Source organism: Halovivax gelatinilyticus (genome assembly GCF_024300625.1).
Taxonomy (GTDB): Archaea; Halobacteriota; Halobacteria; order Halobacteriales; family Natrialbaceae; genus Halovivax; species Halovivax gelatinilyticus.
Window position 1 is genome coordinate 2791782 of the sequence record NZ_CP101322.1, and the last position, 23969, is coordinate 2815750.

The following is a 23969-nucleotide window of genomic DNA, read 5'->3' on the forward strand; positions in this document are numbered from 1 at the left end:
CGTTTACACTGTTCGCCGATACTTCTCGTTTCGACGTTTGAACGCTTGTTCACCGCCTTCGAGGATATTCTGGGCCAGTTGTTTTACTTTCTCGTCATCGATAGATCCGCATCTCCGATAGAAACCAGCTGTGGCGTTCGATTTCATGACGATGATCTGCTCTGCATCACCGAGTACTGGAATGTTTGCGTTGTGAGTGGCAGAAATGATCTGTCGATCGTGCTTTATCGATCGAATAAGTTTAACGACTTCTGTGAAGATGAACTTGTTATCTAGCATGTCCTCCGGCTGGTCGATTATCAATGGCACGTCTCGCTCAACCATTATGATTGAGAGTAGCGCCGTACACTGCTGGCCATCTGACATTTCTGAGAGTTCTTTCCATCCTCCGTCGTTGAGCTCGATGACGGGCAGATCTCGTATTTCTAGCAGCTCTAATTTGACGAGCTGCTCGTTCAGGTCGTCGTGAGTAACAAAGTTTTTCGCACCAGTAGGGCTGATATCGGTCTTCTTGAGCAACAGCTCTGCATCATCATTCCGAACGATCTCTGCGAGCTCCGGTGGATCGAAGGTTGCCGTGATTTGTTCTTTGTCGCTCGTGTAGACTCTGGAGCCTTCGAGAACGTGGTTCACCCAACCGGTGTACTCTGCTCGATTTGCGCGAGGCTGGAGCGAAACACGGACATCGTTCAGTTCCCCGTTGAGTGATGTAACGCCCCTCTGTCTCGCCTCAGTCAGTTTCTGGCGTGCTTCTTCAAGTTGTTCGAACAGCTCTGCCTTTTTTGCTTTTGCATCCTCAAGATTCGACTGTTCTTCCTCCAACTCGTCTCCAATCCCGCGAAGCTTCTCCATCTCTGTCTGTTTGGAGAAAAATTCCTCGATGTCGACTCCTATTTCATCCTCGATCTCGTCAGCGAGCTCTTCGTGCTTGGCTTCCCGCTCCTCATTTGCCTCGTTCCATTCTCTCCGTATTCGATCAATTTCCTCTCGGGCCTCTTCGACCGTATTCAGCAGCTTCGATTGCTGGTCGTTCAGTTCCTCATTCAACGATTGGATCGTTTTCTGAGCAGAAGTGAGCAGGCCATCATTCGGTCCCTCTTCAACCTCGATTACGTCCACAATTCCCGCCAGATCCAATGTGTCGACGATCTCTTCTAATTCATCGAATTCGCTTACCGTATTAGCGAGACTAGCGCGCTCTCGTTCCCACTCCTCTTGTCCTTCGACGAACCTCACAACACCCTTCTCTTTCATCACCTCGACTTGCTGCTCGAGCGTATCGAACCGGTGTTTTTTCTCCTCGAGATCCGCTACCCTCTCCTCTAGGCTAGCGATCTCTCTCGATTTTTCCTTGATCAGTTGCTTCACAGATTCTCGCTGGTTCTGCGGCTCACCGATGTCGAAATACGAATCTAATAGGTCTAGCTGGTCTGTCTGATTCCGAGCTATTTCGAGGAGCTCGCGTTGGCTATGGATTTCAACGTCGAAGAATTCACTTCGAAATTGCTCGATTGGTATCTCTATCTTCTGGGGCTCACTCGAGTCACCGCCCGGAACTCGCTTGATTTCAGGTTCTTCGCCGTACTCTCGACTGATCATGTACTGATCACCGTTGTTACCCGTGAGCAAGACCTGAACCTCGCCACTGTCTCCCAATGTGGAGCGAATTAACCCTCGGAACTCCTTCTCGATCGTCTCTGATCGGGGCTCGATATCTAGTGCGTATCTGATATGCTCTATCACCGATGACTTCCCCGTCCCTTTCCCACCTATCAAACAATTCAGATTTTTGTTGAATTGAAGGTGACGATTCTGTAGGAACCCGTCTTCGACCAGCAGACCATCAACACTCGGGTGAGTTGTGTGCTTGCCTTCGAGAGAAACCCTTGATTCCGGATCGGAGAGTGCAGTCCGCAACCCCTCAAACGATGGTGTACTCATTTTGAGGTAGGTGTAACCCCGTCCCAACTGGGAGAGTGAATGTGCATCAGAGGAGCGAATGTGGGTAAACTCTGGGAATTCGGATTCCGTCTCGAGAGAGATGATTTCCAGCGCTGTAACCTTCTCATTATCAAAAACGTTCTGACGAGTTGGATTCTTCCGCTTCGAAAGTTCGTGGTGCGCCCCAGCGTTAGCATCAATATGGGCGAGTATCGGAAGTCCATCAAACTCGCGAACTGCGTCACAAATTCCTGGTATCGTTTTATCAGCAATCGCCTCCTCTGGCTCACCCTCCACTCCAATTTCATACAGAAGGTTGTCGATAGCATCAGCTTGTTCCGGAGGGAAAATCGCAGTCATGTGAATTTGGTGCTCACCGCTCTGTCCGGTCGTTATTTCGACACCTGGAAGCACCGTAACTGAGGACCCTTCGGCTGCCGCTGCCAGTTTATCGTAATACTCGGCAGTGTTGTGGTCCGTCACTGCGACCAGTTCAAGCCCCTTCTCTTCAAATGCATCTACCAATTCCTCAGCACTGACATTGTCCTCGTAGTCGTACGAGCCTGGACTGTGTACGTGAAGGTCTGCTTTGATGAATCGTGCTCCCCCCGAAGTATCGAACGTAACCATTGGTACCTGATTATAACCCGAACATATAATTATGCCGGCCTATTTGGCGATTGGATCTATCTATGGTTATAAGTGAACCGGGAAAACAAGACTACAACCACGATAAATGTCCTCGCTTCTGTCCTACACCTGGGATTCAATCTACGAGAGCCGACACGACGGGGCCGGTTCCCACCTCGTCGAGGACTTCTACGTCCCCGCGCTGGAACGCAGCGTACGTTACGATCGAATCGCTGGCTACTTCTCGAGCAGTGCTCTCGCAGTCGCTTCGCGAGGAATCGAATCTCTTCTTCAGAACGATGGTGAGATGCGTCTTGTCGTTGGTGCAGAGTTGTACGAAACGGACCGCCCGGTCCTTGAGGCGCTCACTGACGAACTAGAGGACTCGCTGGAGGAACTCGACGACGAAAGGTTGAACGCTCAACTGGTGCTCCTCGCTCGACTCCTCCGCGAAGAACGGCTCCACATCAAAGTCGCGATCCCCAGAGAGGGGAATTGGCGTATCTTCCATCCGAAGGTTGGGATTTTCCACGACGATGACGAGAACGCGCTCTCCTTCGAGGGAAGCATCAACGAGACGATCGGCGGCTGGCAGGAGAATTACGAGCGCTTCAAGGTTCACTGCTCGTGGATCGACGAACAACAATCGTACGTCGAGGCCGATATCGAGACGTTTGATCAACTCTGGTCCGACGAGCATCCGTACGTCGAAGTACACGACCTCCCCGAGGCGATCGAACGGGAACTTATCGACTGGAAGGATCCCGAATCAGACGCGCAACTCGAGAAGGCGATCCAGATCGCTCGCGGAGAGGCCCCGCTGACCGAGCGGGACAAAGCGAATATCATCGCAGACGGCAACCTTTCTCCAGGTGGTCTCGCACTCGCCGAAGAAGCCAGCACGATCACGCCGTGGCCACACCAGCGCGTCGTCTCCGATACCCTCGTCAACACCTACCCGAATAGCTTTTTGCTGTGTGACGAAGTCGGGCTCGGGAAGACGATCGAAGCTGGTCTCACGCTCTCCAGGCTCGGTCTCACTGAGGAACTCGACACCGGACTACTGCTCGTTCCGGCGAGCCTGCCCGTCCAGTGGCAGGAGGAGCTCTGGGAGAAGTTCAACCTGAACGCGTATCGGTACGACCGAGGGAGCGACTACGAGTACGCGTTCATCGACGCGTTTGATCGAGAGCATTCGCCGCCGGATCCAGCCGATCTCGATCTCGACGAAAATAGATGCGAGGAGGCGTGGGTCGAGAGTCCGATCTGGCGGTTCCTCCACGATCACCAGACCGACCAGGATAGGGACGGCCCCGCGGTCGTCATCATGTCCTGGCACACCGCTCGCTTGAAAGGCCGGTGGGACCAGGTTGCGCCACGAGATAACGGACGAGTTCGGACACGAGCTGACGTCCCAGCGAGTTGTCGCGGACGACCGAGAACGAACAGGGAAGGGGTCTGGGACGCCGTCGTCGTGGACGAGGCACACAACGGCCGCAAGGGTAGCAACTTCTACTCGATGCTCGAACGGCTCCGGGATCACACCCAGACCTACTATCTGTTGACCGCGACGCCGATGCAGCTGCATACGGGTGAGCTGTACGACCTGATGGCCTTGCTGGACCTTCCCGGTGCGTGGGACGATCAGGACGCGTTCGTCGAGTTCTTCGAGACCAGACGCGCCCTGTCGGCAGCGATCGATGCCGTACACGGAGACGCCGGTGGATCTACTGCCGACGATTCGTGGTCTGCCCAAGCTACGCTCACGGAAGGCCACTACCAGGACCGACTTGCGGGAGATCGAAGCCTCTCGGATCGCATCCTCGACGCTGTCGCTACCGAACTCGAAATCAGTGACGATCAACAAGGTCGGTCGATTGCGAAACAATGCCTCCTGCGGGCCTGTGATCTCGCCAGTGAGTACGGCGAGCACTACGACGGCTATATCGACACGTTCGAAGCAGCACTGGCGGACCACGACGTCGATCCGTACAACGCGAGGGAAGACGAGAAGCTCAAGTTCCTCCTCTATCCCGACTGGAAGGCCGAAGAGGAGTGGCTCACGCCGTCCCGGAACGATCGGCTCAACGCGCTGGACGAACTCACCGAGGCGGGCTGGCAGGTCGTCCAGGACGTTTTCGCCTCGTCGACGCCGGTCGATGCGCTCATCCATCGCAACACCCGGGATACGCTGCGAAAGTACGAACGCGTGGGCCTTCTCGACACGACGGTTCCGGATCGCGATCCGGACCAGCGCAAGATCGAACTCACGGATGAGACTCGGGAGGTGTACGACCGTATCGACGAGTACACTCGGAAGTTCTACAAGCTCGCCCAGCAGTCCGACGAGGCCGAGTCCCGCGCAATCGGCTTCGTGATGACCACGTATCGTCAGCGACTGACTAGTAGCGTCTACGCTATCTCACAGAGCCTCCAGACCCGCCTGGAGAAGCTCCGCAGTCAGAAAGCAGTCCTGGAGGGGCGGAAACGAGCCGAAGACCGATCGTATGGGGACTCCCAACAGGTAATACTCGAGACGCTTACCGAGTACGATCTCGACGACATAGATGCCCTCGACGAGCTCGATGGCGACCTCGAGGATGCAGACCTCTCGGAGATCATCCCGAACGTGACGGACGAGGGGTTGCATCTTCTGGAACAGGAGATCGAGGAACTGGAGTCGTTCGTCGACGTGCTAGCCGAGATCAATCAGGATCCAAAAATCGGCCAGCTCAAAGCTGATCTCGACGAACTGACTCGCCAAGGTCACAATCGGGCGATCGTCTTCACACAGTACACCGATACGATGGACTTCATCCGAGAGGGTCTTCTGTCTGTTCACGGTGAGACGGTTGCGACCTACTCCGGCCGTGGTGGCGAAATCTACGATAGCGATACGGAGAGCTGGGTGCAAGTCGGCAAGGAACGTGTCAAGCGGGAGTTCGCAGCTGAAGGCGGTCAGGTCGAGATCCTCGTCTGTACCGATTCCGCCAGCGAGGGACTGAACCTCCAGGAGTGTGGTGCGCTGATAAATTACGATCTGCCCTGGAACCCGATGCGTGTCGAACAACGTATCGGGCGTATCGATCGTATTGGCCAGGAGTTCCCCGAAGTGACGATACTCAACTACAGTTACGAGGACACGGTTGAGACGGATATCTACGAACGTCTAGACGCCAGGATTGGCCTCTTCGAAAACGTCGTTGGTGATATGCAGCCGATTCTATCCGGTGTTAGTAGTCAGATCCGCTCTGCAACCCTGGAAACTGATCGAGACGAAAGTGGTACGGCGGTCGAAGAAGCTGATCAGGAACTCTCTACCAAGATCGACCAGCAGGAACAGAGTGATCGTGTCGAAGTCAGAGAGTCACTGGAAACCGTCGATGAACTCGTCGAACAGGACGTCATCGACGAGGCGAAGCTGGACGCCTGGCAGTCGTACGCACACCCAGACATCGAAGACGTTGGGGACGAAGATTACACCTATCCCATCCCATACACGGCAGACGCACTTGAGGCGGTCCTCGTCGGGAACAAGTGGCTCGAAGAGATCGGGATCTCGTTGACGCCAGTTGAGGAGCTGAATCTCACTGCAACTGACGGAGAGTCGATGGATGGGTTCGATTTCGAACGTTCGACCTATCGACTTCAACTTGGCGAGCTCGAAGTGCCGGAGTCAGACGGAGAGCAAACAATTGCGCGAGTTATCGCTCCGGAATCGAATGCGATTGCTGTTACGTTCTCAGCCGAGTGCGCCGACGCCTTCCCTTCGATTCACTATCTCGCTCCAGGGAATCCCTTGCTCGACCAACTCATCACTTCGATCGAAGAAACGTGCGAGGAACCAAATCGGTTATCGAAGCAGATCGTACCACGCCAAGAGCACGACGGTCTCCCAGTTGTCTGTGGCTGGGCTCGTAACGGTGCAATTGCGATGCTCGACGATGACGGGATAACCAAAGAAGCGTTAGAAGCCGACATTCTCTTTGCCTGGAATGAAACGTACCTAAGCACTCGAGAGCAGCGGGAGGTTCTACCCGTTAGTGGCTCTCTAAGCAACTGATTCGGGAAAACTGAAAATTATCGTTTCGAAGGGGAGTGTTTGGTAGGCGAAAACCGGTCGGCCGCCGTCGGGCGGGACTGAAAGGGGCGAGACTCTCGAGGTGCGAAGCGACGCAAGGATCGCAGGACGCAGGCCGGGGACCGCAGCGAGCTGTAGCCCTCGAGAGTCTCGGGGCTTTCTGCCCGGTAGTGTAGCTGTAGATAGCAGATCAGACTAAATTAAACACCATAGGATGGTGAGCGCGTAGGATCAATTGAGGGGCTTCCGGGATGTCTAGAACATGTTAAATTGGAAATGCATTGGGGGAAAAGGCGTTGCAAGGGCTGCACTAAACGAATTCATCACTCTGAGTCGAGAGCATAGTGTTACTAAGGTCACGACAAATAACGCAACCCGTCCGCAATGGAACACATCCTCGAAACGGAGGGATTTGAGGAGAGTTTCGATGGCATCGGTTGAGAAAAGGAGGTTTGACCACATATTGGCTGGGCCAATGCCGAAGATGGCTAACTACTCTGCGATCCCCCCGATACACTTAATTGCTATTAATACAAATAGACCGACACTATGGGTGGAGGAGGAGGCGGATATGACCGTCCGTCTAGTAACGGTGGATCGAGAGAAGGTTCTGGGGATTCTGATGAAGACGGATCTAGTAGCGTTCCTCCTCCCGAACCAGATCCTGAAGAGGAGACCACCGGAGATCAGTCTGATGAGTCAAATGGAACAGACGACGAAGCGACTCCAGAGGGCTCACCAGCAACTGGTGGTGGTATCGGTGCATCAGTAGTGGACCCTGGAGAAGGGCCTAACGGCACGCCTGAAGAGGATGATTCAGAGGCTGAGGAGGAAGATACCGACTCTAAAACAGATGAGCATGAGAGCGGTCAAGAAGATTGTGAAGTGGAGCATGAAGAAGAGAGAGACGATGAGGACACTGAAAATGATGACAATGATCAGGAAGAAGATGAAGAGGATGACAAGGACGATGATGAAGAAGACGAATGCCTGATTGCAGAATTAACACTTCTCCACTCGCCTAACCCGGAACCGTTAGGAGATGCAACTGAGGGGGATATCTGTTCAGTACGTTTTCAAGAGAAGGCGGTTTGTGTTGTAGATTCACAAGGAAGGACTATCGGTGCCATCGCTGAACCGTGGGTTAGTACATTGAAGGAGTGTATCGAACAAGGGCGACAATATCGTGCTCGGATTCTTGATATCGATGGTGGGAAATGCGAAGTTCGAGTGACCAATAAGTGCCTGGTCCACCAGGCCATCAATCTGACCTCTGTGAATACTGCAGTACGGGACCAGCTGCATCCGGAGCTATTCCTGTCAGTTGAAACAACGAGCGAAGAGGTGTTTGTTGTCACAGCTGACGAATCCAGAGTCGGCGACGTTCCTGAGCCGTGGGCTCAACTTCTCAAAGAGTGTATTGAGCAAGGACGATCATACCAGGCAGAGGTTCGTGACGTTACACCGGAGTATTGCAAAATCAACATCCGGAACGGAACAGGGGACGAATGATTATTGCAGGTGGCGCGTATCACGAAACGTGCCAGTTCCCTCCTGACACAGCATTCTTCGGATCAGGTGTACGAGCAGCCGCGGCTACCGAGACTATCGTTTCCTCTCGTAACCAACTCCACACATGCATCGGCTCTGCCGACAATGAGACACTCGAAACTTACGCGGCCACGTTTGACTTCGGGGTCCACATAACCGAAGTTCCGGAGACAGTTAGCTTCGATTATCTGCATAACCATTCAAATCCTGTGTTCTCTCCACCAGAGGCATCCAACTATAATTATGAACTCTCAGGAATAAGTGGAGACGCAATCCTTCGATTTGGGCTCCTTGAAGGGTCTGCAATTGTGTCCGGTGAGCGCGTAGTCTATGATCCTCAATCAGCAGATCCTGTTCCGTTTTCTGAGAACGGCTCGACTGCCGAGGAACTCGCCCTCGTTCTGAACTATGACGAAGCTGTGAAACTAGCTAGTGAAGACGATGTAGAGGCCATTTTTACAGAACTCATGGCAGGTACTACTGCAGCAGACGTGGTCGTCCTCAAGCGGGGAGCGGAAGGGGCAATCGTCAGGACACCAAGAACAACGACCCGAATCCCGGTTTTTCAGACGGAGTCCGTTTGGGGAATTGGAAGTGGGGATGTGTTCAGCGCTATCTTTGCTGGCGAGTGGGCAGAAAACGGTGAATCTGCAGCAGAAGCTGCATTGACCGCTTCGAAGGCGACAGCATACTACTGTAAGCACCGCCATCTACCCATTTCCCGAGAACTCATCGAATCGGTACCCAACACTAGTTCATCGACATTCATCCCACCAGACGCTACTCCTCCGACGGTATATCTGGCAGGGCCGTTCTTCGACATTGGCGAACGGTTCGTTGTTGAGGAAGTCAAACATCTCTTGGAGAGCGAGGGAGTTGAAGTGATTTCCCCCGCTCACGATATTGGTCGAGCTGCTGAATACGATAGTCCAGAGGAGGTGGCGCAGCAGGATCTCGACGCCATTGAGAAAGCAGATTTAGTATTTGCGTTATTGGACCATTTGGATTCCGGAACGCACTTTGAGTTAGGATATGCTCGGAAAGATGGAACACCGGTTATCGGGTACACGAATGATTTCGAGACAAGCAGTGAAACTATGCTATTAGGATCTGGGTGTGAGGTGTACGAGGATCTATCCTCGGCGGTCTATCATGCAATCTGGAGGGCATATGCCTGAGTCCGTTCTATTACTATCGGGTGGTCTCGATTCTGCGACACTCGCATATACTCATAATCCGGACCTCACGGTGACTGTTGATTACGGACAGTGCTGCGCGGACGCAGAGATTCAAGCCTCAGAACAGATTGCCGATCAACTGAATCTTGAGCACGAAGTCATCGAGGTGGATTGTAGAAGTTTAGGTGCTGGTACAATGGCAGGAAAGCGGGAGACCAAGCTCAATAGTGCTCCGGAATGGTGGCCATACCGGAATCAACTCGTGATCACGCTAGTCGCAATGGATGTCGTTCGTCGAGGAGCAGATCGGCTATTGATCGGCGCAGTTGCCGATGATCAAGATCACGCTGATGGGAAGGAGGAGTTCTTCGAGCTGATAGATTCTCTCCTATCATTTCAAGAAGGAAACCTTCGGGTTAAGGCTCCAGCAATAGATAGCACAACGGAAGAGTTTGTACGCGAAGCGAACCCCCCTGAATCACTCCTCGGATGGACTCACTCTTGTACAGCATCGAACGCCGCATGCGGCGAATGCGGCAGTTGTAAGAAACGACAACGGGTCCTCAGCCGCGTTTTCTAGTTCACCCACAGACACAGCCGCGAATTACACACCCTGAATGATTTTCTACTGGCAAACCATCTCGTTTCGACCGTCGTCCTCTACTCCTCTGTTTCTTCTTTTAGGATTTCTCGAGCGCGCTCTTCCCCCACTTTACCGATTAGATTTGATAGTGACTCGCGAGAGACGGTGTCAAGATACTCCTGAGAATGAACGTACATCTCTACACGCGTTCCGGTCTCCTCGGCGACGGCCCGTGCTGCTTCAAATGCAGCTTGGTTATCCCGATCCGCGTCCTTGTCGTCAAACGAACTCCCCCATCGTCCCGGTATGTAGATAGGGCCGACCCCGTCTTCACCTCGATTGTACTGGAATCGAAACTGACCGACACGGTTGTAGTGCTCGTACAGACCAAGATAGACCTCTATTGAGACGTCAATGTCGTCTCCACGTACAATCTCCTCGATTTTCCACTGCTTAAATTCCGGGTTGGATGTTTCTGAACCCATAGACCCTACTTTCAGAACGGCTCTATTAGTGTTCCGATGGGCACACTGTGGCTCTAATGAAGGAATTGCTGTGCTATGAAGGTCGCCAAACTTTCAACCCGGATGCTGCAAATGTGGGATAGTTCCTCGACCGACATCCACCCGCACCATTATGTGATTCCGACTCAATCTTGTATCCAGCGAACCGCACGATGGCGACGAACCCCATTCGGCAAACGAACGAACTCAACGGCGCACAGAGTGACTCCTTTATAAACAAGTCACCGCCGTCCCTTGGATCCCAACCATCCAGAAAACAAATGGGCGCTGCAGGATTTGAACCCGCGACAACTTGGTCCGAAGCCAAGCACTCTGTCCAGACTGAGCTAAGCGCCCTCAGCGGGTAGTTCCGGGTGGTCGGGTATAAGTCACTCGATTTGTCGACTACGGATAGCGGCAGACTATCGCTCCTTCGGTCAGTTTAAGTCCGTAGGCGGTCTGGTATCTTTTACCATGTCCGTACACGACGGATCCGTTGGTCGGTCGGTCGCACAGCGCGACGAGCTCGAGCTTCTCACCGACGACGAGCGGGTATGGACAGCCGTCCCGGTCGACGCCGAGGGAGAACAGCGGCTCACGCAGTGGCTCTCGGTCGAGGCCGATCTCCTCTGCGAGCTCGACGAGTGGCGATAGGGTCGCCGCGGATCGGACCATTTTTACTGACCCGTTGAGCAGGCAGAGCCATGTCGGTCGTCGAGACGAGTCGCGGGTTGTGGGAACTGTTACGGCCGGTCAACTCGTTCGCCGCGGCGGTGTTGACGCTGATCGGCGGGTTCGTCGCGGGCGGGCTTCCGGCCGAGGCGGTTGTGGTGACGGCCGCGGCCGTCGCGACGTTTCTCGGGACGGGCGCGGGCAACGCGATCAACGATTACTTCGATCGCGATATCGACGCGCACAACAAGCCGAATCGCCCGATCCCGCGGGGTGCGGTCACCCCGGCGCAGTCATTGTGGTTCTCAATCGCCTGTTTTGCCGTCGCCGTCGCCCTCGCTCTGACGTTGCCGTGGCTCGCCATCGCGATCGCGGGGGTCAATCTGCTCGCGCTCGTCAGCTACACGCAGGTGTTCAAGGGGTTGCCCGGTGCCGGGAACGTCGTGGTGGCGTACCTCGTCGGGAGTACGTTTCTCTTCGGGGCGGCCGCAGCGGGGGACGTCGAGCCGGCGATCGTGTTGTTCGTTCTCGCCGCGCTTTCGACGGTGAGTCGCGAGATCGTAAAGGACGTCGAGGACGTCGCTGGCGATCGAAAGGAGGGATTGAACACGCTCCCGATCGCCTACGGCGAGCGGACCTCGCTCTGGGTCGCGACGGCGTTTTTGCTCGTGGCCATCCTCGCGAGCCCGCTTCCGTACCTGCTCGGACACTTCACGGAGGCCTACCTGGTCGTCGTCGTGCCCGCGTCCGCCTACATGTTGTTTGCCGCCAGGGCGAGTTTTCGTGATCCGGCGGTCGGTCAGTCCTATCTCAAGTACGGAATGTTTCTGGCGGCGCTCGCGTTCATCGTCGGCCGCGCCGCGATGTACGTCGACGTGCCCATCTAACCGCCCGACGTGGCGATCTGGTCGGGATGGTTGCCACACTGATTTGTTGCGGTTCAGACACACCCGATCGAAACGTCGGTGCGGTGATGGCGTGAGTCGCGGACCGAGCGACCCGTCGAAGTCGAAATTGCCGTTCGTTCGGCCGTAGCGGTAATCTCCTGACCAAACTACCGTGCGGGCATCTGTGTAATCAAAAGGAATATAACCTGTTCCCCGTATCTGTTTCAATAGGCAGCCGAGCCCCGACCGACGTGATACGACGAGAGGAAGTGAGTATCTGGCATGTATGACCTCGCAGACGTCACCGCCGGAGCAGATCTGGATCCCGGGACGAACGTACTCATCGCGGGTCCGCCACTGACTGGAAAGCGCGATCTCGCACTCGACATTCTTTCGACCGGTGCCGAACGGGGCGACGGATCGATCGTCGTCACGACGAAAGACAGCGCCGATAAGATCTTAGACGAGTTCTCCTCGCGGACGAACGTGACCGACCCGGACATCGGTGTCGTCGACTGTGTGACGAAACAGCGCGGCATCGGTACCGTCGACGACGATCCGCGCATTCGATATGCCTCCTCGCCCGTCGACATGACGGGAATCGGGATCAAGCTCTCCGAGTACCTTCAGGAGTTCTACGAGGCCCGCGGGCTCACCGAGAATCGTATCTTGCTACACTCCGTCTCGACGCTTCTCATGTACTCGGACCTCCAGACGGTGTTTCGCTTCCTGCACGTCTTTACCGGCCGGATTCAGAGCGCCGACGCGCTCGGGCTCTGCGTCATCGACTCGACCGCCCACGACGATCAGACGATGAACACGTTGAAGCAGCTGTTCGACGTGGTCGTCGAGATCGAAGAGGGTGAGGGCGGAGAACCGACTATCCGGACGGCCGGGCTCTCGTAAGGGGTTCGATCTATTCTGCGGTCGTTGGCCGCGTCGCCCGTTCTGAGTGAACAGTGCGTTTCCAGCAGTACTATCCGGGGAGTTTTCATTGCGGCCGTTTAGTCTCTCGTATGCCAGTCGAGAGCGACGAAGCGGTACAAGAAATTCTCGGGTTGCGTCGCGTCGGCGTCGTCGGCTGTTCGCGGACGCCGGGGAAAGCCGCCCACGAGGTACCCGCCTACCTCGACGCGAACGGATACGAGGTGGTCCCCGTGAATCCGAACGCGGACGAACTCTTCGGTCGCGAGGCGGTCGATACGCTCGCCGACGTCGGCGAACCGATCGACGTGGTGACGGTCTTCCGGCCGAGCGAGGAGGTCGCTTCGATCGTCGACGCGGCGATCGAGCGCGACGACGTCAGCGTCGTCTGGACGCAACTGGGTATTCGCGACGAGGCGGCCTTCGAGCGCGCCGAGGCGGCGGGGCTCACCGTCGTCGCCGACCGGTGTATGAAGGTCGAGCACCGCCGCCTCTACGGCTGACCCCGTTCACCGACGACGCGCGCCGTCTACCACCGCCGAGCCGAGTGCGCCGAGCGTCGACGCGTAGAGCCGCGGCGCTCGTCGTCGTGATCCTTCGAGCGCGTCGACGAGCGCCTCGGTCGCCTTCTCGGTCACCGGCGAGCCGTGACCGACCAGCACGACTCGCGGAACGAAGTCGGCCAGCGGGACGCGGGGAGGAGTGACTCGCATCGTCGGGTGCACCCCGAGTCGTTCGGTTCCGGTGACGAAGTACGACGACGTCCCGAGACTCTCGGGAACGACCAGGATTTCCCGGTCGGCGTCGTAGAGGGCCGCCTCTCGCCAGAATCGGTGGTTCACGACTGGGTGCGATTCGATCCCCGTCTCGGCCAGTGTCGCTCCGAACCGTTCGATCGGCGCGTCGAACTCGCCGTCGGGCTCGTCGAACCAGTCCGGAATCCAGGTGGAGACGTCGTGGCGCTGTGCCAGGGCGTCGGCGTCGCGATAGTGGCGGTCGAGACAGACCACGACGCCGGCTACTTCCCCGTACTCGGCGAGCAGTTCGTCCAGCCCATCCGTATCGACGGGATCGATCAGCCACGCTCCGTCGTCGACGGCGAGCGCGTGACTCGCTCGCTGCATCGTCTCTTTGGGGTGGGCGATCCAGCTACAGCCTCCGTCGAAGCGTTCGACGTCCATCGCGGCGTCGGATTCGTCGGCGCGTACTGGCATGTCGCTCTGTACAACGACGAGTGAGAAATAATCCGGGAGTCGCCGTCGCGAACCGTGGTTACACCACCGTCGATCGAAATCGGTTCAAAAGTAAGGGATAGAAATAAAACCTAGTAGTATAACCTAGTGGTCGATGCCACGGACGCAGTTACAGGCCGCCCGGAACGGACAGGTTACGACGGAGATGGAACGCGTCGCCGAACGTGAAAACCAGAGCGCCGAATTCGTTCGCGAGCGGGTCGCGGCGGGCGAGGCGGTTATCCCGGCGAACCGAGGCCACGAGGCGCTCGATCCGATGATCATCGGCCGAGCGTTCTCGACGAAAGTCAACGCGAATATCGGCAACAGCGAGACGACGAGCGATCCCGACGAGGAACTCGAGAAACTGCACACTGCGGTGCACTACGGTGCGGATACGGTGATGGACCTTAGTACCGGAAGCGACCTCGACTCGATTCGCGAAGCGAACGTCGATCACTCGCCGGTTCCGATCGGCACGGTCCCGCTGTACGAGGCCGTCAAACGGGCCGGTGATCCCGAATCGATCACGCGCGAACTCCTCGTAGACGTCATCGAAAAACAGGCACGACAGGGCGTCGACTACATGACAATCCACGCCGGCATTCTCGCCGAGCACCTGCCGCTCACCGAGGGACGGAAGACGGGGATCGTCTCTCGCGGCGGCTCGATCGTCGCGAAGTGGATGGAAGAAACCGGCGAACAGAACCCGCTGTTTACCTGTTACGACGAGATCTGCGAGATCTTCGCCGAGTACGACGTGACGTTCAGTCTCGGCGACAGCCTCCGACCCGGCTGTTTGGCGGACGCCTGCGACGACGCGCAGTACGCCGAACTCGACGTCCTCGGGGAACTGACGCGTCGCGCGTGGGATCGCGGCGTCCAGGTGATGGTCGAAGGCCCAGGTCACGTTCCGATGGACCGAATCGCAGAAAACGTCGAACGCCAGCGACGCGTCTGCGACGGCGCGCCGTTTTACGTACTCGGTCCGCTGGTGACGGACGTCGCGCCCGGCTACGACCACATTACGAGCGCGATCGGTGCGGCCATCGCCGCCCAGGAGGGTGCCGCGATGCTCTGTTACGTCACGCCGAAAGAACACCTCGGGCTTCCCGACCGCGAGGACGTTCGCGAGGGGCTCGCTGCCTACCGGATCGCCGCCCACGCCGGCGACGTCGCGTCCGGCAAACAGGGGGCGCGCGACTGGGACGACGCCCTCTCGGAGGCGCGATACGCGTTCGACTGGACCGAGCAGTTCTCTCTCGCGCTCGATCCCGAGCGCGCTCGTTCCTATCACGACCAGACCCTTCCCGGCGACAACTACGCGGATGCACGCTTTTGCTCGATGTGCGGCGTGGAGTTCTGCTCGATGCGAATCGATCAGGACGCACGCGAGGCCGGCGACCTCGCCGCGTTACGGGCGGAGACGGATCTCGACGACTCCGCGGCGGCCGAGGTGAACTTGCCGCCGGTCGGTACGCACGGGAATTCGGCGTCCGACTCGTCGGACGACACCACCCAAATGCGTCCAGAGGCCGACCGTCCTCCCGCACGCGAGTAACGACGGGCCGCTATCGCCCTGACCGCTCTCGCCTCGACTGCCCGTTGTCTCTCACTACCGTCCTGCCGCAGGCGAGGACCGAGGTCGCCACGATTATACCGCGGACGCCCGTTCAGCGCCACATGAGCGAGCAAGCAGAGACGGTGTCGGTCAGACTCGTCGACGCGTTCGCCGAGGAGCCCCTTTCCGGCAATCCGGCGGGCGTCGTCTTCGACGCCGACGCGCTCACTACCGAGCAGTGTCAGTCGATCGCGAACGAACTCGGCGCGAGCGAGACGGCGTTTCTCTCCCGGAGCGACGACGCCGACTACCGGATCCGGTACTTCACGCCGACCCAGGAGGTCGACCTCTGCGGGCACGCGACGATCGGATCGGTGGTCGCCGGGGGCGAAACCGGCCGACTCACCGACGGAACGGCGACGATCGAGACGAACGTCGGCGTCCTGGACGTCGAACTCGACGCGGACGGGACGGCCTGGATGGAGCAGGACGCCCCGACGGTTCGCGAGGTCTCGCTCGAGTACGATCGCGTCGCCGCGGCGCTCGGCGTCGACGTCGCGGCCCTGGAGGGGGTCGCTCGCGACCTGCCGCTCGCGGTCGCCTCGACCGGATTGCCGTTTCTGGTCGTCCCGATCACCTACCTGCAGGACGTCGGCGGAGCCGACCCCGATATGGCGGCGATCGAGACACTGACCGACGAACTCGACGTTACCGGCGTCTACCTCTTTACGTTCGACGCGCTCTCGTCGGAATCGACGGTCCACGGCCGGATGTTTGCGCCGGGGGCGGGCGTCCCCGAGGACCCGGTCACCGGGACGGCCAGCGGTGCGGCGGGCGCGTATCTCAGACGCTTCGGCGCGTTTTCCGGTGGTTCGACGGACACCGTCACGGCTGGGACGGGCGGCGATACCAGTGTTGCTGTCTCGATCGACGACGCCGAACCGACCGAACTCCGGTTCGAACAGGGCCACTACGTCGACAGGCCGGGATTCGTCCGCGTGCGCGTCGACGGCGGCGTTCGCGTCGGCGGCCGCGGCGTCGTCTCCATGACTGGCGAACTCCGCGTCCCGCCGACCGACGAGTCGGACATCATCGAGGGCTGAGGAGGAGTCGGGTGTTCCGACGCCCACCGGCGGAGAGCGCGTCAATACGGTACCCAGTACGATTACCCGTTCGCTAGTAATTCGATCGTCAGAGCAGCCGATACGTGCCGCGACTCTCGCTTACGTCGCCGTTGCGAACGAGTTTTTCGACGATCGCCGTCGTCGCGTCGGCGGGGACGCCGCGGTCGCCGGCGTAGTCGACGATTGCAGACTCCGTCGGCTCGTCGAGCGTCTCGATCGCCCGCTCGACGATCTCCCGGCGCGAACCGTGTGCGGACGATCCGCGAACGCGCCGGTCGCCGGCCGCGTCGATTTCGTCCGGATCGAGCCCCGACCCCTCCAGGTACTCCGCGTCGTCGATGACTCCGCCGTCGACCTCGTCGTCGAGGTCGGCGAACGAATCGACCGAGGCGAACGCCTCCCCTTCGCCCTGTCGGTTCGCGAGCATCGACGCTCTGACCTCGCGGGCATGATCGACGTCGTCGGTTTCGACGAACGCCCGACGTTGCTCGTAGCGCTTTTGCGAGCCACACCGCGGGCAGGTCGTCGTTTCCGATCGGCCTTCGATCAACCAGAGGTGAGAACACTCGCTACAACCGACGACCGCGTACATGATACCGCCTGCGCGTGCGAGCCAATTGAAGCCGACGGTTCGAGTTCCGATTTCCGAAACTGCGGTCGAGCTCCTCGATCGCGAGGCGTCCTCGGACAGACGGCGGTTGCGTCGTCTCCGTCTCAGGATGACGAGGTCTCGTAACGCGGTGGGGCTCCCTTCAGGACGATGGGCCACCTTCACGGCGATGTGCTACGGTACGACGGCGTGACTACCCGGACTCCGTCGTCTCGGTCGGCCCGATCCGACGAAAGAGGCGATCGTACCCGTCGGCGACGTCCTCCCAGCTTACCTCTCGCGCGATCGATCGGCCGGCCGCGGCGTAGGACTGACGTTGCGTTCGGTCCGACTGGAACTCGGCCAGTACGTCGGAGATCGCCGTCGGCTCGAGTTCGACGAAGCGGAGCTCGTCGGGGTCGTACCATCGTTCGAGTTCGCCGCGTCGAGCGACGATCGGAAGTCCGGCCGCGCCGTACTCCTTTAGCTTCAACGGCTGCTCGGCGTCTTTGAAACAGAATCCGATATCGGCGTGGTGGAGAAAGCCGGGCATCAGCTCGTACGGGAACGCTCCCGGGTACGTGACGTTCTCGCGGTCGGTCGCCGCGTCGGCGACGGTCGACTCGAGCGGGCCCTCGCCGACGAAGACGAACTCCCATTCGGGGGTAATGTCCGCCGCGTCGAGCAATTCGTGGATGCCGTAGGTCGGCGAGAGAACGCCGATGTAGATCGCGATCGGCTTTTCGAGGTCGACGCCGTCTGATTCGAGTATCGTCTGCGACTCCGAGATCGCGTTCACGTCTGGATCGGCGAACAGGTCGAAGGTGACGGCGTTTGGAAGCTTGACGGCGTCGGTGATGCCGCGCTCAGTGGCCTCCAGCAACGACGATTCGTAGACGAACACCGTCGCATCCGCTCGTTTTAACGCCTGCCACTCGTACCACTCGAAGAATCGAAAGAGCGGACCGGGAAGCGAGTCGATGTCCGAGATCGGGTCGCTGACGTCGCCGAGAAACGGCGTCCGTCGGACGACCGAGAGCGGGTAGCCGAGGTAGAGCCCAACGCGGACGTTGCCGGCGATGACGTCGTAACCGCCGGTGAGTGCGCGTCTGATCGCCGTCAGACCGTCGCGCCCCGTCGCGTCCTGTATGTCGATCTCGTAGCCGCGCTCTCGAAGCTCCTCCGCGATGCGCTCGCGGCGGACGCTGATGTTGTCGCCTTTCGACGGTCGGAGCCAGAGGATCTTCATGGGCGGATCGAACGAGTGGCTTCCGTTGATTCACGCCCGTGTCGGAGGCGATCGGCGGTGTCCGTTCGCGACCCGTTATCGGCCACCGCGTGATCTGGGTGCGTCCGATCCATCGGTCTTACGCTCCGTTCGATTCCCCCTTATACGGTCCGGTTCCGCGTGGTAGCTCCCTCGGTATCAGCACCTGGTCGCCCGAAGTCGAACGGTCAAGACTACCGGAAGTCGGTAGCTATACCACGTCACCGTCTGATTCGAGCGCATGGGCGATTTCGACGCTGCCGCGTTACCACCGGCGTTTCGCCGCCACCTCACGGACGAGGACGTGCGGACGAATTCGACGCTCCAATCGTTCGATGCGATACGACCGCAACTGACCGCGCTCGAAGAGCTCGAAATCGAGACGATAGTCGATGTCGGCTGTAACCGTGGCGGGCTAACGCGGGCGCTTGGTGAGCACCTGGGGGCGTCGAGTGTGTACGGTATCGAACTCGACGACGGGATGCGAGACGTCGCGTCCGACCGCGGAATTGATGTTTTCGACGTGGACGTCGAAACGGATCCGTTTCCGTTTGCCGACGATTCGGTCGACCTCGTCGTCTCGTTCGGCCTGCTCGAACACCTTCGATACTACGATCACTTCTTTACGGAGACGGCTCGCATCCTCGACTCCGGCTGGTTGTGGCTCTCGACGCCTAATCTCGGTAGTTGGGTGAACCGGGTAGCCCTCCTCACTGGATTCCAGCCGCGAAACGTCGAGCTGTCTCGCGAACTCGCTGTCGGCAGTCTGCCGATTTATGACTCTGATACCTTTTTAAATCACGTTCACGCGCCGACGTACCGGGCGCTTCGTGAACTACTGGAGCTCTACGGATTCGATCGAGTTCACACGACGACGGTCTCTCCGTATCAGCGGTCGATCATCGATCGGACGCTCGACCGTCTCTTTTCACTCAGAACGGGTTGGGGACGTCGAATTGCCGTATTGGCGATCCAGCGACGGTGAGGTGTGGCATGATGTGTCGACATTGGTCCAAACGCGATTGTATCGATGCGAGCGCGATCGTTCGCGCGGAGGGCGGATGGTCGAGAAACGATCTCCGTATCCGACTACGGTTGTGAGGACCCGCGACGATCTAAATGCGTAAGATTCTCGACATATGGCGGACCTGTTGTTGAACGTAGGTGTACAGTACGACCCATTCGAGACCGTTCTACCGCTGGACGATACGGTACGCACCTTCGAATACGTAACCGAATCCAACGACGACAGTGAAAACGTAAAGCATGAGGAGCTGACCGAGACTGGCAATTGACGGTGAGCTGGCGAGTTGCCGCAATTGAGTTGGGGTAAAGTCGACGAACAGTTGGCGAAGGTAACTGGATTCCACACTACTTCCGCCGACAGCAGTTGCCATAGTACGTTTCGAGCGGCCCTGTTCGAACGCCCGTCTGAGTAACCATCGGATCGACGTTCGGTACTCGAAGATCTTGTGTTCGACGACGGCATCGGGTTCGTACACGACACCTTTCCCGAACTTCGCTTGTAGACGAACGCCGATCTCGGCGCCCTCAGAGTGGCTGTACGAATCCGCATCGGGGCCGAGTGCCGGATTGAACCCGCCTAGTTCGAGAAACACGTCCCTCCGAAAGGAGAGATTCGATTCGAACGTATTTCGAACCTCTTCACCCGGGTCCGCAAATCCCGGGTACGTTACGCCTACCACCCAGTCGAACGGTTTCGGTAAATACCACGGCCTGCCGGCGAGCCAGTCACCCACCATCCGGCCACCAACGGCGACGGCGTCGGTCTCCTCGTACGTGCGAACAAGCCGCTTCACCCAGTCACGCTCGGCAACCGCATCGTCGTCTATAAATGCGACCACCTCACCCGAGGCGAGCTCGGCACCGACCGTCCGGCTGAACGAGACTCCCCGGTTCGTTTCGTTATTATGGACGATGACGTCGGAGTGGCCGCCGAAATCTGCTTCGACGCGTTCGTACGTCTCCGGACACCCGTCCACAACGATGACGACCTCAACCGTGTCGTACGTCTGGGAAAGAACGCTATCGACGCTCTCGACGAACGCATCGTAGCGATCGAGGGTGTACGTGCAGATGACGACCGAAACTTCCATTGATCCTGTCATGCGCCACCAGCGAGAAAAATCGTTCGTATTGGGGGAACGTTTCGGACACCGAGGGGGCAATGGTAATGCTTGACGACGATCCGGGTCCTCATCGGCGACCGATCTACCGTCGTACAGTCTGTATGCTGTAACTTTCAGGCTGACCGGCTTGTGTGAAACTCGCATCGAAGGAGAAGGCTTATTGACCCGATGGCGAATCTGTAGCTCAATGAGTGGAGAGACCGCTGAGGCGACGGCCCTCCAGGTCGACGACGTCTACGCGTTCGTAGAACGCTACGGACACCTCGTCCTGGTTGGACTGTTGATGGTGTTCATGTTGTGGGTTCGGTTACTCAACTACGGGGTTTTCCGTCGTGACGACGGCTCTGTCACGTTCACGGCAATCGACTCGTGGTATCACTGGCGAGCGACCGACTGGATGGTAGAAAACTATCCTCGATCGATGCCGTTCGAGGTGTACACCGGCTTTCCGACGGGTAACTACGTCGGTCAGTTCGGCACGCTCTTCGACCACATCGTTGTCACCGTCGCGATGGTCATCGGCCTCGGCGACCCCTCCCAGAGCGACGTGCAGATGGCCGCACTCATCGTGGTTCCGATTCTCGCCGTCCTCGTCGCGATCCCGGTCTACCTGATCGCAAAGAAGGTCGCCGGTGGCAGCCGCGTCGCCGGACTCGTCGCCGTCATCTTTCTCGCCCTCTCACCGGGCGAGTTTCTCAGACGGTCGACCGCAGGTCAGTTCCAGCATCACGTCGCCGAGGTGCTGTTCATGGCGGTCGCCCTGCTCGCGATCATCGTCGCCCTTCGCGTCGCCGAACGAGAGAAGCCGATCTGGGAACTCGTCGAAGCCAGGGAGTGGGAGCCGCTAAAAGAGCCGGCCACGTACAGCGCACTCGCCGGCGTCGCACTCTGTCTCTATCTCTGGACCTGGCCACCGGCGGTCATGTTCGTCGCCATCCTCGGCGTGTTCTTCGCCGTCCACCTCTGCATCGAATTCCTTCGCGGCGTGTCGCCGGATCACGTCGCGTTCGTCGGCGTGATCAGCATGGTCGTCCCCACGCTCTTCATGCTCGTCATGCTCGACGTCTTTACGTTTACGAGCGAGACTTCCTTCGGACTCCTCCAACCGACCGTCTCCGCGCTCGTTGCGATCGGCTGTCTCTTCATGGCCTGGCTCGCACGCGAGTGGGACGCCAGGGACATCGAACGAACGTACTATCCGGGTGCGATCGTCGGCATCGCCCTCGGGGGTCTGCTCGTCCTCTGGGTCGCCGTTCCGGATCTCTACTCGACGCTCGTCGGAAACTTCACCTCGCGAATCATGCCGATCGGACCGTCCGAGACCGGCCTGACCGTCCAGGAGGTCCAGCCGCCGGATGAGTTCGTTGCGCGCGCGACTCGGGAGTTCGGGATGGGACTGTACCTCTTCATCATCGGACTCGTCTTGCTCGTCGCCCGTCCGGTCATGGGCGAGCGATTCCGCGCCGAACACACGCTCGTCGTCGTCTGGAGTCTGTTCTTGCTCAGCATGGCGATGACGCAGGTGCGATTCTGGTACTACTTCGTCCTCCCGATCGCGATCGTCTCCGGTTACACGATCGGCGTCGCCGTCGACCTGATCGATGTTCGACTCACCGACCGCGTCTCTGACGTCGGCGCCTACCAGGTGCTCGCGATCGTTCTCGTGCTGACGGTTCTGTTCGTCCCGTTCGCCCCGATGGTCAACGACGTCAACGCGATCAACGTCGGCGAGCAAGCCGGCCCGAGCCACGACTCGATCCTCTGGGAGGACGCTAACGAGTTCATGGCCGAGAACACGCCCGAACCCGGAAACCTCTACGGGGCCGGTCACGACGACGAACTCGACTACTACGAACGGTATAGCTACCCGGACGATGGAAACTTCGAGTATCCCGAGGGCGCGTACGGGGTGATGTCGTGGTGGGACTACGGCCACCTGATAACCACCCAGGCCGAGCGGATTCCACACTCGAATCCGTTCCAGCAACACGCCCGTTCGTCGTCGGCCTACCTGCAGGCGCCCGACGAGGCGACGGCGAACGGCGTTCTCGACCTGATCGCGACGGGTGAGGATCCGCGCCTCGACGACACCGGTGGCCTCACCCAGGAGCCGCCGGAGTCTGTCGAAGGCGGCGACCAGATGCCCTACGTGATGATCGATTACAAGATGGTGGGCTCGAAATTCGGTGCGATTTCACAGTGGACCGGTCCAGATCCGGAGGTCTATTCGTCTCCGAAGCCGATCGACATCGGCATCGAGGACCAAGAAGAGACGTTCGTCGCCGCCAACGACGAGTTCTACGACACCCAGGTCGCCTCGCTTTATCTCGAGGACGCCGACGGGATGGAAAATTACCGGCTGGTCCACGAGACGGACCGGTTCGCGATGGTTGCCGGCGTTGCCACCCAGCAGGGAGGCGTCCCGTTCTGGGGAACTGACCTCGGTATCGGCTGGGACGAAGCCGCCCAGCACGAGCCGGTCATCGATCAGCACCGAGACGAGGGGATGCTCTACGGCGGTGAGTACTACGAACCCCACCTCGCGTCCGCGGTGAAGACCTTCGAGCGAGTCGAGGGGGCGACGCTCGACGGGCAATTCGACGGGATCGACGTCGAAAACGCCACGGTTGAAGCCTCACTCGAACTCGAGACTGAACCAGGTCGAACGTTCGTCTACACTCAGCAAGCCGAGATCGCAGACGACGGTGGGTTCTCGGTGACGGTCCCGTACGCGACCGAGGAGACGCTCGGTCCTGAAGACGGATTCACCGAGTCGACCGTCACGGCGAACGGAAGCTACCAGGTCATCGTCCAGGACGGCGAGACCTTCTACTCGAGCGAAGTCGACGTGCCGGAGCCGGCCATCTACGACGGCGACGAGATCACCGTCTCCGACTTCGAGGAGATCGACTTCGACGACCTCATCGACGATGGGGCCGATAACGCGACGGACGAAAACGGTGACGCAGGCGGAGATGATGACGAGAACGGTGACGCTGACAACGGTGGCGAAAACGGGGATGGAAACGATGCGGACGGTGCCGACACGAACGACGAGTGATCGATACCGCTGATGGACGAGTGATCGGTTCCCCG

General features: G+C 58.6%; 18 protein-coding genes and 1 tRNA gene. 12 read left to right on the top strand and 7 right to left on the bottom strand.

Annotated elements, in window-relative coordinates; genetic code table 11:
- Positions 1-3 precede the first annotated feature (3 nt).
- Positions 4-2571, bottom strand: coding sequence for a TrlF family AAA-like ATPase (locus NKH31_RS13285; RefSeq protein WP_254862275.1), 2568 nt, complete (start codon positions 2569-2571; stop codon positions 4-6).
- A gap of 106 nt (positions 2572-2677) precedes the next feature.
- Here NKH31_RS13285 and NKH31_RS13290 point away from each other — a divergent pair, with 106 nt between their 5' ends.
- The 4 genes from NKH31_RS13290 (at position 2678) to NKH31_RS13305 (ending at position 9961) form a co-directional block, all read left to right on the top strand.
- Complete coding sequence (locus NKH31_RS13290) at positions 2678-6634, top strand: helicase-related protein (RefSeq protein ID WP_254862276.1); 3957 nt, start codon at positions 2678-2680, stop codon at positions 6632-6634.
- Positions 6635-7201: 567 nt separating this feature from the next.
- Positions 7202-8164, top strand: a complete 963-nt coding sequence (locus NKH31_RS13295; protein WP_254862277.1) for a hypothetical protein — start codon at positions 7202-7204, stop codon at positions 8162-8164.
- Positions 8161-9381, top strand: coding sequence for a PfkB family carbohydrate kinase (locus NKH31_RS13300; protein ID WP_254862278.1), 1221 nt, complete (start codon positions 8161-8163; stop codon positions 9379-9381). Before NKH31_RS13295 ends, NKH31_RS13300 begins: the two co-directional genes overlap by 4 nt.
- Positions 9356-9961, top strand: a complete 606-nt coding sequence (locus NKH31_RS13305) for a 7-cyano-7-deazaguanine synthase (protein ID WP_254862279.1) — start codon at positions 9356-9358, stop codon at positions 9959-9961. The genes NKH31_RS13300 and NKH31_RS13305 overlap by 26 nt, the downstream gene beginning before the upstream one ends.
- A gap of 80 nt (positions 9962-10041) precedes the next feature.
- On the opposite strand, the gene NKH31_RS13310 is transcribed toward NKH31_RS13305, so the two are convergent.
- Positions 10042-10449: a hypothetical protein gene (locus NKH31_RS13310; protein WP_254862280.1), complete on the bottom strand. Its 408-nt coding sequence runs from the start codon at positions 10447-10449 to the stop codon at positions 10042-10044.
- Between the two features lie 300 nt (positions 10450-10749).
- Positions 10750-10824, bottom strand: a tRNA-Arg gene (locus NKH31_RS13315).
- A gap of 117 nt (positions 10825-10941) precedes the next feature.
- Here NKH31_RS13315 and NKH31_RS13320 point away from each other — a divergent pair.
- The 4 genes from NKH31_RS13320 (at position 10942) to NKH31_RS13335 (ending at position 13453) form a co-directional block, all read left to right on the top strand.
- Positions 10942-11121 (top strand): DUF7511 domain-containing protein, encoded by a 180-nt coding sequence (locus NKH31_RS13320; RefSeq protein WP_254862281.1) that lies wholly within the window; start codon positions 10942-10944, stop codon positions 11119-11121.
- Positions 11122-11171: 50 nt separating this feature from the next.
- Complete coding sequence (locus NKH31_RS13325) at positions 11172-12026, top strand: geranylgeranylglycerol-phosphate geranylgeranyltransferase (RefSeq protein ID WP_254862282.1); 855 nt, start codon at positions 11172-11174, stop codon at positions 12024-12026.
- A 282-nt stretch (positions 12027-12308) separates the two neighbouring features.
- Complete coding sequence (locus NKH31_RS13330; protein WP_254862283.1) at positions 12309-12932, top strand: RAD55 family ATPase; 624 nt, start codon at positions 12309-12311, stop codon at positions 12930-12932.
- A 110-nt stretch (positions 12933-13042) separates the two neighbouring features.
- On the top strand, positions 13043-13453 hold the full coding sequence (locus NKH31_RS13335; RefSeq protein WP_254862284.1) for a CoA-binding protein: 411 nt from the start codon (positions 13043-13045) through the stop codon (positions 13451-13453).
- Between the two features lie 6 nt (positions 13454-13459).
- Here the strand turns inward: NKH31_RS13335 and NKH31_RS13340 are convergent, their stop codons facing one another.
- Positions 13460-14164: a hypothetical protein gene (locus NKH31_RS13340; RefSeq protein WP_254862285.1), complete on the bottom strand. Its 705-nt coding sequence runs from the start codon at positions 14162-14164 to the stop codon at positions 13460-13462.
- Positions 14165-14297: 133 nt separating this feature from the next.
- On the opposite strand from NKH31_RS13340, the gene thiC reads away from it, so the two are divergent.
- Together thiC and NKH31_RS13350 are read left to right on the top strand one after the other, a co-directional pair.
- The gene (gene thiC / locus NKH31_RS13345) at positions 14298-15743 is read left to right on the top strand and encodes a phosphomethylpyrimidine synthase ThiC (protein ID WP_254862286.1); all 1446 of its coding nucleotides are present in this window, start codon (positions 14298-14300) and stop codon (positions 15741-15743) included.
- A gap of 122 nt (positions 15744-15865) precedes the next feature.
- The gene (locus NKH31_RS13350) at positions 15866-16846 is read left to right on the top strand and encodes a PhzF family phenazine biosynthesis protein (RefSeq protein WP_254862287.1); all 981 of its coding nucleotides are present in this window, start codon (positions 15866-15868) and stop codon (positions 16844-16846) included.
- Positions 16847-16934: 88 nt separating this feature from the next.
- Here the strand turns inward: NKH31_RS13350 and NKH31_RS13355 are convergent, their stop codons facing one another.
- Together NKH31_RS13355 and NKH31_RS13360 are read right to left on the bottom strand one after the other, a co-directional pair.
- Positions 16935-17459, bottom strand: coding sequence for a DUF5817 domain-containing protein (locus NKH31_RS13355; protein ID WP_254862288.1), 525 nt, complete (start codon positions 17457-17459; stop codon positions 16935-16937).
- A 211-nt stretch (positions 17460-17670) separates the two neighbouring features.
- Entirely contained in the window at positions 17671-18705 is a 1035-nt protein-coding gene (locus tag NKH31_RS13360; protein ID WP_254862289.1) for a glycosyltransferase, read from the bottom strand.
- A 259-nt stretch (positions 18706-18964) separates the two neighbouring features.
- Between NKH31_RS13360 and NKH31_RS13365 the strand changes: the two genes are divergently transcribed.
- Complete coding sequence (locus NKH31_RS13365) at positions 18965-19708, top strand: class I SAM-dependent methyltransferase (RefSeq protein ID WP_254862290.1); 744 nt, start codon at positions 18965-18967, stop codon at positions 19706-19708.
- A 208-nt stretch (positions 19709-19916) separates the two neighbouring features.
- Here the strand turns inward: NKH31_RS13365 and aglG are convergent, their stop codons facing one another.
- On the bottom strand, positions 19917-20840 hold the full coding sequence (gene aglG, locus NKH31_RS13370; RefSeq protein WP_254862291.1) for a glucosyl-dolichyl phosphate glucuronosyltransferase: 924 nt from the start codon (positions 20838-20840) through the stop codon (positions 19917-19919).
- Positions 20841-21060: 220 nt separating this feature from the next.
- Here aglG and NKH31_RS13375 point away from each other — a divergent pair, with 220 nt between their 5' ends.
- Complete coding sequence (locus tag NKH31_RS13375) at positions 21061-23934, top strand: oligosaccharyl transferase, archaeosortase A system-associated (RefSeq protein WP_254862292.1); 2874 nt, start codon at positions 21061-21063, stop codon at positions 23932-23934.
- Positions 23935-23969: the final 35 nt, after the last annotated feature.

Bases quoted from the DNA above. Each gene is read 5' to 3' on its own strand.
- NKH31_RS13290 (WP_254862276.1), top strand. From the start codon at position 2,678: ATGTCCTCGCTTCTGTCCTACACCTGGGATTCAATCTACGAGAGCCGA.
- NKH31_RS13310 (WP_254862280.1), bottom strand. From the start codon at position 10,449: ATGGGTTCAGAAACATCCAACCCGGAATTTAAGCAGTGGAAAATCGAG.
- NKH31_RS13305 (WP_254862279.1), top strand. From the start codon at position 9,356: ATGCAATCTGGAGGGCATATGCCTGAGTCCGTTCTATTACTATCGGGT.
- NKH31_RS13335 (WP_254862284.1), top strand. From the start codon at position 13,043: ATGCCAGTCGAGAGCGACGAAGCGGTACAAGAAATTCTCGGGTTGCGT.
- NKH31_RS13340 (WP_254862285.1), bottom strand. From the start codon at position 14,164: ATGCCAGTACGCGCCGACGAATCCGACGCCGCGATGGACGTCGAACGC.
- NKH31_RS13320 (WP_254862281.1), top strand. From the start codon at position 10,942: ATGTCCGTACACGACGGATCCGTTGGTCGGTCGGTCGCACAGCGCGAC.
- NKH31_RS13300 (WP_254862278.1), top strand. From the start codon at position 8,161: ATGATTATTGCAGGTGGCGCGTATCACGAAACGTGCCAGTTCCCTCCT.
- NKH31_RS13355 (WP_254862288.1), bottom strand. From the start codon at position 17,459: ATGTACGCGGTCGTCGGTTGTAGCGAGTGTTCTCACCTCTGGTTGATC.
- NKH31_RS13330 (WP_254862283.1), top strand. From the start codon at position 12,309: ATGTATGACCTCGCAGACGTCACCGCCGGAGCAGATCTGGATCCCGGG.
- NKH31_RS13285 (WP_254862275.1), bottom strand. From the start codon at position 2,571: ATGGTTACGTTCGATACTTCGGGGGGAGCACGATTCATCAAAGCAGAC.
- aglG (WP_254862291.1), bottom strand. From the start codon at position 20,840: ATGGAAGTTTCGGTCGTCATCTGCACGTACACCCTCGATCGCTACGAT.
- thiC (WP_254862286.1), top strand. From the start codon at position 14,298: ATGCCACGGACGCAGTTACAGGCCGCCCGGAACGGACAGGTTACGACG.
- NKH31_RS13375 (WP_254862292.1), top strand. From the start codon at position 21,061: ATGAGTGGAGAGACCGCTGAGGCGACGGCCCTCCAGGTCGACGACGTC.
- NKH31_RS13365 (WP_254862290.1), top strand. From the start codon at position 18,965: ATGGGCGATTTCGACGCTGCCGCGTTACCACCGGCGTTTCGCCGCCAC.
- NKH31_RS13350 (WP_254862287.1), top strand. From the start codon at position 15,866: ATGAGCGAGCAAGCAGAGACGGTGTCGGTCAGACTCGTCGACGCGTTC.
- NKH31_RS13360 (WP_254862289.1), bottom strand. From the start codon at position 18,705: ATGAAGATCCTCTGGCTCCGACCGTCGAAAGGCGACAACATCAGCGTC.
- NKH31_RS13295 (WP_254862277.1), top strand. From the start codon at position 7,202: ATGGGTGGAGGAGGAGGCGGATATGACCGTCCGTCTAGTAACGGTGGA.
- NKH31_RS13325 (WP_254862282.1), top strand. From the start codon at position 11,172: ATGTCGGTCGTCGAGACGAGTCGCGGGTTGTGGGAACTGTTACGGCCG.